The organism is bacterium (genome assembly GCA_016703265.1).
Taxonomy (GTDB): Bacteria; Krumholzibacteriota; Krumholzibacteriia; order LZORAL124-64-63; family LZORAL124-64-63; genus CAINDZ01.
The window spans coordinates 143,064-156,528 of the sequence record JADJCK010000003.1; the positions used below are offsets into that span (position 1 = coordinate 143,064).

12 protein-coding genes are annotated in these 13,465 nt (G+C 70.4%); 10 read left to right on the top strand and 2 right to left on the bottom strand.

From position 1 onward, the window contains the following. Positions 1 to 107 precede the first annotated feature (107 nt). The 10 genes from hemC to hemA are packed head-to-tail and all read left to right on the top strand — an operon-like array spanning position 108 to position 11,381. On the top strand, positions 108 to 1,055 hold the full coding sequence (gene hemC / locus IPG61_04905; protein ID MBK6733415.1) for a hydroxymethylbilane synthase: 948 nt from the start codon (positions 108 to 110) through the stop codon (positions 1,053 to 1,055). A gap of 2 nt (positions 1,056 to 1,057) precedes the next feature. Beyond that, complete coding sequence (locus IPG61_04910; GenBank protein ID MBK6733416.1) at positions 1,058 to 1,747, top strand: uroporphyrinogen-III synthase; 690 nt, start codon at positions 1,058 to 1,060, stop codon at positions 1,745 to 1,747. Positions 1,748 to 1,776: 29 nt separating this feature from the next. Beyond that, the gene (gene hemB / locus IPG61_04915; protein MBK6733417.1) at positions 1,777 to 2,751 is read left to right on the top strand and encodes a porphobilinogen synthase; all 975 of its coding nucleotides are present in this window, start codon (positions 1,777 to 1,779) and stop codon (positions 2,749 to 2,751) included. A 35-nt stretch (positions 2,752 to 2,786) separates the two neighbouring features. Continuing rightward, positions 2,787 to 4,025 (top strand): glutamate-1-semialdehyde 2,1-aminomutase, encoded by a 1,239-nt coding sequence (gene hemL / locus IPG61_04920; GenBank protein MBK6733418.1) that lies wholly within the window; start codon positions 2,787 to 2,789, stop codon positions 4,023 to 4,025. A 5-nt stretch (positions 4,026 to 4,030) separates the two neighbouring features. After that, positions 4,031 to 5,068 (top strand): uroporphyrinogen decarboxylase, encoded by a 1,038-nt coding sequence (hemE, locus tag IPG61_04925; protein ID MBK6733419.1) that lies wholly within the window; start codon positions 4,031 to 4,033, stop codon positions 5,066 to 5,068. Between the two features lie 22 nt (positions 5,069 to 5,090). Then, positions 5,091 to 6,467, top strand: coding sequence for an oxygen-independent coproporphyrinogen III oxidase (gene hemN / locus IPG61_04930; protein MBK6733420.1), 1,377 nt, complete (start codon positions 5,091 to 5,093; stop codon positions 6,465 to 6,467). 1 nt (position 6,468) lies between these two features. Beyond that, a complete protein-coding gene (gene hemH / locus IPG61_04935) occupies positions 6,469 to 7,584 on the top strand; it encodes a ferrochelatase (protein ID MBK6733421.1) in 1,116 nt (371 codons plus the stop codon). After that, the gene (hemG, locus tag IPG61_04940; protein ID MBK6733422.1) at positions 7,577 to 9,052 is read left to right on the top strand and encodes a protoporphyrinogen oxidase; all 1,476 of its coding nucleotides are present in this window, start codon (positions 7,577 to 7,579) and stop codon (positions 9,050 to 9,052) included. The genes hemH and hemG overlap by 8 nt, the downstream gene beginning before the upstream one ends. Further along, on the top strand, positions 9,049 to 9,990 hold the full coding sequence (gene ccsA, locus IPG61_04945; GenBank protein ID MBK6733423.1) for a cytochrome c biogenesis protein CcsA: 942 nt from the start codon (positions 9,049 to 9,051) through the stop codon (positions 9,988 to 9,990). Before hemG ends, ccsA begins: the two co-directional genes overlap by 4 nt. Next, the gene (gene hemA, locus IPG61_04950) at positions 9,987 to 11,381 is read left to right on the top strand and encodes a glutamyl-tRNA reductase (protein ID MBK6733424.1); all 1,395 of its coding nucleotides are present in this window, start codon (positions 9,987 to 9,989) and stop codon (positions 11,379 to 11,381) included. The genes ccsA and hemA overlap by 4 nt, the downstream gene beginning before the upstream one ends. A gap of 6 nt (positions 11,382 to 11,387) precedes the next feature. Here hemA and IPG61_04955 read toward each other — a convergent pair whose 3' ends face one another. Next, positions 11,388 to 13,115, bottom strand: coding sequence for a tetratricopeptide repeat protein (locus IPG61_04955; GenBank protein MBK6733425.1), 1,728 nt, complete (start codon positions 13,113 to 13,115; stop codon positions 11,388 to 11,390). Between the two features lie 31 nt (positions 13,116 to 13,146). Next, entirely contained in the window at positions 13,147 to 13,464 is a 318-nt protein-coding gene (locus IPG61_04960; protein MBK6733426.1) for a metal-sulfur cluster assembly factor, read from the bottom strand. Between the last annotated feature and the right edge of the window lies 1 nt (position 13,465).

Consider the following 13,465-nt stretch of genomic DNA (forward strand, 5'->3'; position numbering starts at 1 on the left):
GCCCCGCACACCCGCGGCCGGAAAGAGGTCGAACTGGCTCCTCCACCCCGGCACACTATATTTGTGAAAAATCCCACCTTTGCACCGGCCCACCGGAAGGAAACGCCGTGCCCCAGACGCCCCCAGCCCGTGAATTCGCCGCGACCTGCCGCATCGGCACGAGGGGCTCGGACCTGGCCCTGTGGCAGGCCCACACCATCCAGCGATTGCTGGGCGAACTCGGCACGCAGACCGAGATCGAGATCATCAAGACGCGCGGCGACCGCATCGACGATGTGCCGCTGGCGCAACTCGAGGGCAAGGGTTTCTTCACCAAGGAACTCGAGGATGCGTTGCTCGCCGGTCGCGTCGACCTGGCGGTGCATTCGCTGAAGGACCTCGGCACCGACATGCCCGACGGCCTGGCGCTGGCGGCGATGGTCGGGCGTGAGGATGCGCGCGAGATGCTGCTCGTGCGCAAGGAGGCGGTCGACGAAGCGCGGCTGGCGCGCGGCGAGGCGCTGCCGATCAGGGACGGCGCGCGCCTGGGCACCAGCGCCGCGCGAAGGCAGGCGCAGGTGAAGAAGCTGCGGCCCGATGTGCAGATCGTCGACCTGCGCGGCAACGTGCCGACGCGCGTGAACCGGCTGCGCGAGGAACGCTACGACGCCATCCTGCTCGCCTGCGCCGGTCTCAAGCGGCTGGAACTGAAGCTCGACGACCTGTTCACGATGCCGCTCGACCCGGCCGTGTTCGTGCCCGCGCCCGCGCAGGGCATGCTGGGCCTGCAGTGCCGCGACGAGGACATCTGGAAGCGGACCATCGCGCAGCTCGACTGCACCGAGGCCGCGCGCGCGGTGCGCGCCGAGCGGACGCTGCTCTGCCGGCTGGAAGGCGGCTGCCAGCTGCCCTTCGGCGTGAACATCACCGGCTCTGCCTCGCAGTGGCGGCTGGAGGCCTTCCTCGCGCGCGACGTCGATGACGCCGCGCCGCTGCGCCTGAGCCTGAGCGGATCCGATCCCGAGGCGCTGGCCGAATCCGCCTGGTCGAAGCTGGCCCTGCACCGGGGGATGTGACCATGACTGCCGCCGGCCGCCGCATCGTCCTGACCCGCGAGGCGCAGGGCAATGCACCGTGGCTGGAGCGGCTGCGTGAGCTGGGGTTCGTGACCCTGGACCTGCCCCTGCTCCGCTACGAGACGCTGGACCCGCCGGCGCCGGCCGGGCGCTGGGACTGGGTGCTTCTCACATCGCCCCAGGGCGCGCGTGCCTATGCGGCATGGGCGGGCAGGCCCGACGGTGCGAAGATCGGCACGCTCGGCAACGGCACGCGCGCGGCGTTGGAAGCGGTGGGCCTGTTCGATGAACTGGGCTGCAACGTGGCCGACGGGGCGATGCTGGCGCGTGCGTTCGTGGCGAGCGTCACGGCGCCCTGCCGCGTGCTCCTGCCCGGCGCCGTGAGCCGCATGTCGGAGCCGGCGAAGACGCTGCGCATGGCCGGCTACGAGGTGCTCGACGTGCCGCTGTACCGCACGTCGGCAGTGCCGCCCGAACAGTTGCCGACGGCCCCGACGGCCGCCGCCGACATGGTCTTCTTCTGCAGCCCCACGGCGGTGCGCGCCTTCGTCGCCGCCTGGAAGGAACGACCGGACTGCGTGGCCATCGGCGCCACGACCGCGGCGGTTGCCCGCGAGGCCGGTTTCCGGACGGAGGTCGCCGAGACCCCCGACCTGGATGCCATGCTCCGGGCCGCCGGCCTGGGGCAGTGACCGCAAACAAACTGACCGGAGTGCACGCCATGGACATGTACGAACGCCCCCGCCGCCTGCGCGTCAGCCCCGTCATGCGCGAGATGGTCGCCGAGACCAGTGTCGAGGCCCGTCACCTGATCACGCCGCACTTCGTGGTCGAGGGCAAGGGCTTCAAGGACGAGATCGCCAGCATGCCCGGCGTGGGCCACTGCTCGGTCGACGAACTGGTGAAGGAAGTGGGCGCCGACCTCGAACTGGGCCTGAAGTCGCACCTGCTGTTCGGCATCCCCGACCGGAAGGACGCGCACGGCACCGCGGCGCTGGGCGACGATTCGGTCATCGCGCGCGCCCTGCGCGAGCTGAAGAAGCAGTTCGGCAGCGACATCATCACCGTCACCGATGTCTGCCTGTGCGCCTACACCAGCCACGGCCACTGCGGCTTCCTGGAGGACGGCAAGGTCGTCAACGACCCGAGTGTGGAGCAGCTGGCGAAGATGGCGCTGGCGCACGCGCGCAACGGCGCCGACATCGTCAGCCCTTCCGACATGATGGACGGCCGCGTCGGCGCCATGCGCGAACTTATGGACGACGAGGGCTACACCGACACCTCCATCATCGCCTACAGCGCCAAGTACGCCAGCGCCTACTACGGCCCGTTCCGCGACGCCTGCGACAGCGCGCCCCAGGGCGACCGCAAGAGCTACCAGATGGACCCTCGCAACGGCCGCGAAGGCGTGCTCGAGGCCATGCTCGACGTGGACGAGGGCGCCGACATGGTCATGGTCAAGCCTGCGCTCGCCTACCTGGACGTCATCCGCCGCGTGCGCGACGAGGTGATGGTGCCGGTGGTCTGCTACAACGTGTCGGGCGAGTACTCGCTGGTGAAGGCCGCCGCGGCTGCCGGCTGGGTGAACGAGGCCGCCATCGTGCGCGAGAACCTGCTGGCCATGCGCCGCGCGGGCAGTGACCTGATCATCACCTACCACGGGCGCGAGGCGCTGGCCAAGGGGTGGCTCAAGTGAGCAACGCGAACTGGTGGGAGCGGGCACAGAAGGTGATGCCCGGCGGCGTGAACAGCCCGGTGCGCTCGTTCAAGTCCGTGCCGGGCGATCCCCTGTTCTTCCGGTCGGCGAAGGGCTGCCGCTTCACCGACGAGGACGGCAAGTCGTACATCGACTGGTGCCTGAGCTGGGGCCCGCTCATCCTGGGCCACGCCGACGCCGAGGTGCACGCGGCGGCGCTCGAGGCCATGAACGAGGGCGCCAGCTTCGGCGCCCCCAGCCGCCGCGAGGTGCTCCTGGCCGAGGCCTTCCTGGCTCGGATGCCGCACTTCGACCAGGTGCGCTTCGTCAGCAGCGGCACCGAGGCCGTGATGAGCGCCATCCGCCTGGCGCGCGGGTTCACCGGGCGCGACGTGACCGTCAAGTTCAGCGGCTGCTACCACGGCCACACCGACAGCCTGCTTGTGGAAGCGGGCAGCGGGCTGGCCACCTTCGGCACGCCCAGCAGCGCCGGGGTACCCAAGGGCTTCAGCGACACGACGGTCGTGCTGCCCCTGGACGACGTGGCGAAGCTCGAGGCGTTCTTTGCCGCGCGCGGCAGCGAGGTGGCGGCGCTCATCATCGAGCCGGTGCCGGCCAACAGCGGCCTGCTCATCCAGCGGCCGGAGTTCCTGAAGGCCTGCCGCGACCTGACCACGAAGCACGGCGCGCTGCTCATCTTCGACGAGGTCATCACCGGTTTCCGTGTGGCCCGCGGCGGCGCGGCCGAACTGCTCGGCATCACGCCGGACCTCGGAACCTACGGCAAGATCATCGGCGGCGGGTTCCCCGTGGGCGCCTATGCGACCCGGCGGGACATCATGGCGCACGTGTCGCCGCTGGGCTCGGTGTACCAGGCCGGCACGCTGAGCGGCAACCCGGTGGCGATGGCCGCGGGCCTGGTCACGCTGGAGAAGACCGGTCGCCCCGGCTTCTACGAGGACCTGGAGCGCAAGGGCGCGCGCCTGGAGGCCGGGCTGCGGAAGGCCGCGGCCGACGCCGGCATCACCGCCAGCCTGGCGCGCCAGGGCTCGCTGTTCTGGTGCGTGTTCCAGCCCGAGGCGCCGCGCGCGGTCGAGGCCGTCGACGGCTCGAAGATGCCCACCTATGGCCGCCTGCACCGCGACCTGATCGACCGCGGCGTCTACCTGGCGCCGTCGGGCTGGGAAGTGGGCTTCGTCAGCGCGGCGCACGCCGACGCCGACATCGACGCCACGGTGAGCGCCGTGGCCGACACCTTCAAGAGCTGGAGCTGACGCGCATGGCCGACCTCAAGGACAGCATCTTCCTGAAGAACCTGCGCGGCGAGCCGTGCGACCGCACGCCCATCTGGATCATGCGGCAGGCCGGCCGCTACCTGCCGGAGTACCTGGAGGTGCGCTCGCGGATCTCGTTCAACGACCTCTGCCGCTCGCCCGAGGCTGCCTGCGAAGTGACCATCCAGCCGATAAGGCGGTTCGGGCTGGACGCGGCGATCATGTTCAGCGACATCCTGACGCCGCTTGAGGCGATGGGCGCCCCGTTCGACTTCTCGCACGGCGGCCCGAAGCTTGAGCGGCCGTTGCGCGACGAGCGCGACATCCGCTCGCTCGAACGCTACCCGTCGCTGGAAGGTGTCGGCTTCGTGGCCGACGCGATCAAGCTGATGAAGAAGGAACTGGGCGACCGCACGCCGCTGATCGGCTTTGCCGGGTCGCCGTTCACGCTGGCCAGCTACCTGATCGAGGGCGGCGGCTCCAAGGAATACGAGCACCTCAAGACGATGCTCTATTCGCGGCCCGAGCTGCTGCAGGAGCTGCTGGACCTGCTCGGTGACCAGATCCTCGACTACCTGCGCATGCAGGTCGACGCCGGCGTGGACGCCGTGCAGCTGTTCGACACCTGGGGCGGCATCCTGCACCCGGCCGACTACGAGAAGCACGTGCTGCCGGTGGTGCGGCGCATCCTCGACGGACTGAAGGACACGGGTGTGCCGCGCATCTACTTCCTGAAGGGCAGCGCGCCGTACAACCACCTGGTCTCGACGCTCGACTGCGAGTGCTTCGGCGTCGACTGGACGCAGGACCTGACACGCGCCATCGCCGAACTGCCCGGCCGCTGCGTGCAGGGCAACCTGGACCCGCTGGTGCTGTACGGCTCGCACGAGCAGGTGCGCCACCGGGCGCTGGAGATCTGCCGGCAGGGCGCCGCCGCCCCCGGGCATGTGTTCAACCTGGGCCACGGCATCCTGCCGCACGCCCCCATCCCCGCCGTGGAAACCCTGGTCCGCACGGTCCAGGAGTTCCGCCGCGGTCACTGATAGAGCAAGAGGACGGGCGACCATGTCCTTGAACATACCGGCCGACTTCGTCGAGAAGTACAACCAGCCGGGGCCGCGCTACACCAGCTACCCCACGGTGCCGGCGTGGAAGCAGCCCTTCGGCGATTCGGAATATCGCGAGTCCCTGGCCGCGCTCAACGAGCGGCCGGGCGACGAGCTGGCCATCTACCTGCACCTGCCCTTCTGCGCCAAGCACTGCTTCTACTGCGGGTGCAATGCGCTGGTCTCGCGCGAGAAGAACGCCGTCGAGGTGTACCTTGACCGCGTCGAGAAGGAACTCGCGATGGTCACGGCCCTCATCGGCACGAACCGGCGCGTGGTCCAGTTCCACTGGGGCGGCGGCACGCCGAACTACCTGAGCGAGTCCGAGGTGAACCGCGCGCTGGCCATGTTCCGCGGCGCGTTCGACATCGCGCCCGACGCCGAGGTCTCGCTGGAGATCGACCCGCGCATCGCCACGCCCGAACAGGTGGCCTCGCTGCGCGCAGCCGGGTTCAACCGCATCAGCCTGGGCGTGCAGGATTTCGAGGAATCGGTGCAGGTGGCCATCGGCCGCCGGCAGGGCCGCGAGCGCACGTTGAACGTGTACCAGGCCTGCCGTGATGCCGGCTTCCCGGGCGTGAACGTCGACCTGGTCTACGGACTGCCGGGCCAGACACGCGAATCGTTCGCCCACACGCTGGGCGAGATCATCGAACTGCAGCCGGATCGGGTGGCATGTTTCTCGTACGCCCACGTGCCCTGGGTGCGGCCGCGGCAGAACAAGGTCGACACCACGCGGATGCTGTCGGGCTACGACAAGTTCTCGCTGTTCATGCTGACGGTCGACCTGTTCCAGGACGCCGACTACACCTGGATCGGCATGGACCACTTCGCCAAGCGCAACGACGAGCTCTCGGTGGCGCTGCGCGACCGGGCACTGCACCGCAACTTCATGGGTTACGCCACCAAACCGGCCCCGCACATGCTGGCCTTCGGCATGAGCGGCATCGGCGACGTCTGTGACCGCTTCGTGCAGAACGACGCCGAACTGGACACGTGGGGCACCGCCATCGACGAGGGCCGCCTGCCCATCGTCAAGGGCCACAAGCTGTCGGACGACGACCGCATGCGGCGCCTGGTCATCCTCAACGTCATGTGCAACCTGGAGCTGCCGTGGGCCCTGACTGAGCGTGCATTCGGCGCGCCGGCCGACCGGCTGCTGGCCGAAGAATTGAAGGCACTGCCGCCGCTGGTGGAGGACGGACTGGTCGAGGTGAACGACCGCGGGCTGCGCATCACCGACAAGGGACGCTACTTCGTGCGCAACGTGGCCATGATCTTCGACGCCTACCTGGGCGGCACCCAGGACAAGCCGCTGTTCTCGAGGACCGTCTGAGATGGCCTCAGCGCGGAGTTCGCTCGCCGGGCGCGTCGACAACTACGCCACACCGCGCCTGGACCCGGCGCGCCGCACCGGACTGGTGCTGTGCGGCATGGGCGGACCCGACGGTCCCGGCGCGGTGGAGCCGTTCCTGCGCAACCTGTTCCGCGACCCGCAGATCTTCCCGGTGCCGCGCCTGCTGGCCCCCGTGCTGGGATGGGCGATCGCCAAGCGACGATCGCCCGACGTGCGCAAGCGCTACGCCCTGGTGAGTCCCGACTCGGTGACGCCGCAACTGGCGACCACACGTCGGCAGGGCGAACTGCTTGCCGAGCGGCTGCGGGGCGCGGGACTCGACATCCGGCCCGACATCGCCATGCGCTACTGGCGCCCGTTCCCCGACCAGACGGTGGCCTCGCTGCTCGAGCAGGGCGCCACGCAGTTCCTGGTCGTGCCCATGTACCCGCAGTTCTCGGCCGCGACGAACGGCAGCACGCTCGACTACGTGCTGGATTCGCTGCGTCGCCTGGCGCCCTCTGCTCCCGTGCACGCGGTGGCCGACTGGCACCTGCTGCCGGGATTCCTGGAGTCGCTGGCCCGGCCGGCGGCGGCACAACTGGGCGCCTGGGCCACCGCGGGCGAGGACGCTGCCGCGTCGGCGCTGCTCTACGTGGCGCACTCTCTGCCCTATTCGTTCATCAAGCGCGGCGACTGCTACGAGGAGCGCACACTGGAGACGGTGGCGGCCGTGCACGCCCGCGTGACCGCGGCGCTCGCCGCGGCAGGGCACGCCGACTGGCAGGCGCGGTTGGTGGTCGGCGGCTCGCAGCCCATGGTCGCGTTCCAGAGCCGCGTCGGTCCCATCAAGTGGCTCGAGCCGAACATCGAGGCCGAGACGCGCCGTCTGGCGGCCGCGGGATGCCGGCGGCTGTTCGTGCAGCCGGTCAGCTTCACCTGCGAGCACATCGAAACGCTGCTGGAGCTGGACCTGGAACTGAAGGAGACCGCCGAAAAGGCCGGGCTCCACGGCTTCGCGCGGGGCGCGGCGCTGAACGAGGATGCGGTGTGGCTGGACTCGCTGGCGGGCCATCTGGCGGCCACGGCGTTCGGCAGGGAGAACCACAGTGCGTGACAGTGGCGGCGAAATGCAGCGCGTGGCGGTGATCGGCGGCGGCGTGGCCGGCCTGGCGACGGCGCTGGCCCTGCGCGATCGCGCGCGGGCGTCAGGCGCCGCCGTGGCGGTGACGGTCTTCGAGAAGGACACCCAGAGCGGCGGCAACCTGCGCACGATCAACCAGGGCGGCTGGCAGTTCGAGTGGGGCCCCAACGGCTTCCTCGACAACGAGCCGGCCACCCTTCGCCTGGTGGACCGGCTGGGCCTGCGCCCGCGATTGCTGCGCAGCAATGACGCGGCGCGTCACCGGTTCCTGCTGGTCAACGGCCGCCTCGAGGAGATCCCGCTGTCGCCGAAGGCCTTCCTGTCGTCGCGCCTGCTCAGTGCCGGCGGCAAGCTGCGCATGGCCGGCGAGCTGCTGGTGCCGCGGCGAAAGGACCTGGGCCGCGCGGCTACCGACCCGGCCACCGACGAGACCATCGACCAGTTCGGCGAACGCCGGCTCGGCCGCGAATTCGCCGACGTGATGCTCGACCCGATGGTCAAAGGCGTCTTCGGCGGCGAGTCGAAGCAGCTGAGCCTGGCCGCGGCCTTCCCGCGCATGGTCGAGCTGGAGCGCGACCACGGCGGCCTGTTCCGCGCCATGATCGCCCTCGGGCGCGAGAAGCGGCGGAAGGGCCGCCGCACCGACGCCGGGCCCACCGGCGTGCTGCATTCGTTCGACGGCGGCATGGCCGTCCTGGTCGATGCGCTGGCCGCGGCGCTCGAGTCCGACACCGAAGCCGAGGTGGTGCGCGGGGCCGATGTGCAGGCGATCGCCAAGGGCGCCGACGGTTGGACCGTTCGGTGGCCTGGCGGCGAGCGGAGCGGCTTTGCCGCGGTCGTCGACGCGGCGCCCGCCCACGCTGCCGCCGTGCACGTGCGCGGCCTCGACGCCGCGCTGGCTGACGACCTGGCGCGCATTCCCTACGCGCCCATGGCCGTCATCGCGCTGGGCTACGCGCGGGGCGATGTCGGGCACGACCTCAACGGCTTCGGCATGCTGGTGCCCGGCCGCGAGCGGAAGAACATCCTCGGCGCGCTCTGGAGCAGCAGCATCTTTCCCGGGCTGGCGCCGGAGGGCCGCGTCATGCTGCGCTGCATGGCGGGCGGCGCCGGCAATCCCGGCGTCATGAACCTGGGCGACGAAGCCCTTGTCGAACTGGTCCTGGCCGACCTGCGCGGGCTGTTCGGCCTGCGCGGCAAGCCAGAGCTCGTGAACATCATCCGGCACCAGCGGGCCATCGCCCAGTACGTGCCGGGACACCTGGCTCGCCTGCAGGCGATCGATGCCGCAGCGGCTCGGCACGGCAGGCTGTGGTTCTCGGGCAGCGCGTACCGCGGCATCGCGGTCAACGCCTGCGTCAAGGAAACGGAATCGCTTGCGGACAGGATCATGGGCGCGCTGACGGGCGCGCGGGCGGAGGGTGCGGAGGTGGCGCGATGAGCACGGCATTGACCCTGATCACGATCCTGCTGCCGCTGGGTTATGCAGCGGTGTGGGCCGACTACCTGTGGCTGTTCTACACCGACCACCCGTGGGCACGCCGCACCTGCTCGCGCCTGGCGGGCTCACTGGTGCTGCTGCACATGGCGGCAATCGTGGTGCGCGCCGTCGGATTGAAGCGGTTGCCCATGGGCACGCAGTCGGAATTCCTGGCCGCACTGGCCCTGGCGCTCATGGGTACCTACCTCGTGATCGAGCGGCGGCTGCGCGCCAAGCAGACCGGCTTCCTGACCACCGGCGCCGCGGCCCTGCTGATGCTGCTGGCCAGCCTGGCCGGCCCCGGCACCGCCAATACCAGCCCGCTGCTGCAGGATCCCGGCTTTGCCGGCCACGCCGTTCTGGTGCTGCTGGCCTATACGGCGCTCAGCCTGAGCTTTCTCTACGCCATCCTCTACCTGGTGCTCGCGCGCCAGTTGATGCGGCGGCAGTTCGGCCTCCTGTTCCGGCGCCTGCCCGCCCTCGAGACGCTCGAGCGGATGAGCGTGGTCGCCGTCGAGATGGGCGTGCCCCTGCTGTTCCTGGCGCTGGCACTGGGCCACCTGTGGATGTACAACCTGGCCGATCGCGTGGATCCGAAGATGGCCGCAACGCTGACGCCCTGGGATCCCAAGATCCTGCTGTCGTGGGTCATCTTCCTGGCTTATACGGCGGGCCTGGTCGGGCATCGCTTCTGGGGCTGGCGCGGCCGCCGCATGAACATCATGGCCGTCGCGGCCTATATCGCCGTCGTGGTGGGCATGGGCGCCATCCACCACTTCTTCCCGACGTTCCACAAGTTTCCGACGCTCGATGCGGCCGTGACCGCCGACACGCTCGAACAGTCGCTGGCCCGGCACGCCGCGGCCGGGTCCCCACTCGAAACCCGGGAGTGGCGATGACCGGCGCGACGACCCTGCACGTCCGCAGCATCAACCACAAGACGGCGCCGACTGCCGTCCGTGAGCGCGCGCATCTGACCGAGGTGCGCGCCGCCGAGTTGATGGACGCCCTCAGCGCCGGCAGCACGGGCGCCGGTGGCGGCCGGGGCGAGCCCGATTGCGTGTCGGTGATCCCGGTCTCCACCTGCAACCGCACCGAGATCTACCTCGAGGTGAGGGTCGGCGCCGACCCCGACGCCATCCTGCGCGAGGCGCTCACGGCCATCGGCGCCGAGGCCGACCTGTTCTTCGGTGAACATGCTCTGCGCCTGGACAACCTCGACGCCATCGCGCACCTGTTCCGCCTGGCTTCCGGCATGGAGAGCCTGATGCTGGGTGAGCCCCAGATCACGGCCCAGCTGAAGGATGCCTATCGCCAGGCGCGCGCGCACCACGAACCCGGCCCCGGCCTGTTGCGCGCCTTCCAGGGCGCCTTCCGCGCCGGCAAGCGCGTGCGCACCGAAACGCGCATCTCGACCGGAGCGGTGAGCGTGGCCTTCGCGGCGGTGGAACTGGCGCGGAAGTTCTTCGACCGCTTCAGCCGGCATCGCGCCGTGCTCGTGGGCGCCGGCGAAACGGGCGCCCTGGCGGCGCGCCATTTCCTGCAGCACGAGATCGGCCAGTTGACCGTCGTCAACCGCAGCTTCGAGCGCGCCCAGGCACTGGCCGCCACGCTGCGCGAGGAACAGCTGCGCCAGCTCGACGAACCGGACGGTGATGACACCCGACGTGTCGACCGCGCCCTGCGCGCGCGGGCCGACCGCATCGTCGCGCGTCCCTGGGAGGAGCTGGGCGCCGCCATTGCCGCCGCCGACGTGGTCCTGACCACGACCGGCGCCACCGAGCCGGTGATCATGCCCGACATGGTGCACGAGGCTGTGCGCGGGCGTCACGGCCTGCCGCTGTTCATGCTGGACATCGCCGTGCCGCGCGACGTGCACCCGGAGGTGTCGAAGATCGGCAACGTCTTCGTGTTCGGGCTCGAGGACCTCGACGAGATCGTGCAGGGCAACCTGGCCGCGCGTCGGAATCAAATTCCGCACGCCGAACGGCTGATCGGCGAGGAGCTGGACCAGTTCCGGCAGTGGCTCGAGGACATCGACCTGCGGCCGACCGTGGCCGAGTTCCGCGCCTACCTGGAGGACCTGAAGGACAAGCAGGTCGGTTTCGTGCGGAAGAAGCACTCCGACGAGGTGGCCGACGAGGTGGACAAGAGCCTGCAGCAGTTCATCAAGAAGGTGCTCGGGCGCTCCATGTCCACGCTGCGCAACTCCGAGAGCCGCGAGGAACGGCAGCGTCACCTTGAGACGCTGCGGCACCTGTTCTCCACCGACGACCGCGATCCCGACTGAAGCGGGTTACGGCGCGGCCGGCGGCGCCGTCGGCGTGGACGCAATCTGCGCCAGGAGCTGCCGTGAACCGGCATGCGCCGATTCCAGTTCCAGCGCCCGGCGGCAGCGGAGCGTCGCCTCGCCGGCATCGCCCTGCATCCAGGCCACCACCGCCAGATTGTACTGCACCGAGGCCAGGTCGGGGTGTCTCTCCGCCGCCGTCAGCAGGACCTGCCGCGCCTCGGCCAGCCTTCCCTGCCCGCCCAGCAGCGAACCCAGGTTAAGTGACGCCTCGCCCAGCGACGGATTCAGCTTCAGCGCGGCACGATAGTGCACCTCCGCCTCGTCCAGCCGCCCGAGCGCGGCGGTCACGTTGCCGGCGTTGAAGTGCGTCTCGCTGCGCGGCTTGATCGCGATCGAGGCTTCCAGGTGCTGCAGCGCCTCCTCACGGCGACCGGCGTCATCCAGCAGCACGGCCAGGTTCTGGTGGGCGACATCGTTGTCGCGGGTGACGGCAAGTGCATGACGCCAGAGCGATTCGGGCCCGCGCCACACGGCGGCCTGGCGCGTGGCGACCATCGCAGCCGCGGCCACGACGGCCACCGTCGCCAGCAACACCGGCAACTTCAGGCGTGCCGCGCGGGCGGTGACCTGCACCAGCGCGCCGGCGCCCGCGATCCACAACCCGAGCGCGCCCACATAGGCATAGCGATCGCCCATCGGCAGCTGGCCGCCCTGCAGCAGGCCGCTCGAGGGCAGCAGGCAGGCCAGGAACCAGGCCCAGCCGAAGGTGACCAGCGGCAGGCGTCGGCGAGCGCGCCAGAGCACGAACGACAGGGCGACCACCACCACACCCCAGATGACAGCCTCGATCGGTCCCGCGCGCAGGTCCGCCTCGCTGTAGCGCACGGCCAGGCCGTGCGGCCAGGCCAACCGCTCCAGGTAACGACCCACGCCGGTCGCGGCGTCGGCCACCCGCTGCACGGGCGCCACCGGCACGGGCGCGCCCATCTCGCCATCCCGGGCCAGGCGTACGGTCACCAGCGCCACCGCAGCCGCGGCGGCGGCCAGTGCGGCAAGGAACACCGCGTCGCCGCGCCAGCCGCGGCGCGAAGCGGCGCCCTCCGGCGCGCTCCACCGCTCCCACAGCGAAAGCAGCAGCAGCAGCAACGGCGCCACCACGGCCGCGGGCTTGGCCAGCATCGCCAGAAGGGCCAGCGCAAATGTCAGCACCACGCGGCGGCGACCGGTCGTCGACACCCAGGCCAGCGCGGCGCCGAGCAGCAGCGGCGCCATCAGCACGTCCTTGCGCGCGGTCACCCAGGCCACGGCCTCGACGTTGAGCGGGTGCACGCCGAAGAGAGCCGCCGCCAGCATCGCCGCCGCTGCGCTGCCCGTGAGTCGGCGCGCGAGCAGCCACGCCAGCAGCACGCCGGCCAGGTGCAGGAACAGGTTCGTGCGGTGGAAGCCGGCGGCGCCGGGACCGGCCAGCGTCGCGTCGAGCTGCAGGGAGAGCCAGGTGACGGGGATCCAGACCTGGGCGTGCCCGGTGGTGAAGGCCCACTGCGCGTTCGCCGGCGACAGGCCCCCGGTCACGCGGGGATTGTCGTAGACATAGAGGTCATCGTCGAAGTTGACGAAGTCGTAGCTGCCCACGCCGTGGTAGACCAGCAGCGTGGCCAGCACAGGCAGCAGGACGGGCCACAGGGAGCGCGCCCGTTCGGACCACGTTTGACGGCTGGCAGCGGGTTTCATCGGCCGAATATCGGGCGGGCGCCCGGGGGCGTCAATCCCAGATGCCCAGCTCGGCCCGCGCGTCCTCGGTGGCGTCCACGCGCGGATCCCAGGGCGGCGACCAGACCAGGTCCACGCCGCAGAACTTCACGCCCGGCATGCGCAGGACGGCGTTGCGGGCCGCTTCCATGATCTGCGGGCCCATCGGGCACATCGGACTGGTGAGCGTGAGCCCCAGCGTGACGTGGCCTTCCGCAGCGTCGATCTCCACCTCGCGCAGCAGGCCGAGGTCGACGATGCTCAGGTTCAGCTCGGGATCCTTAACCGGGCGCACGGCGTCGATGACGGCGGCCTGGGTCAGCGTATTCATG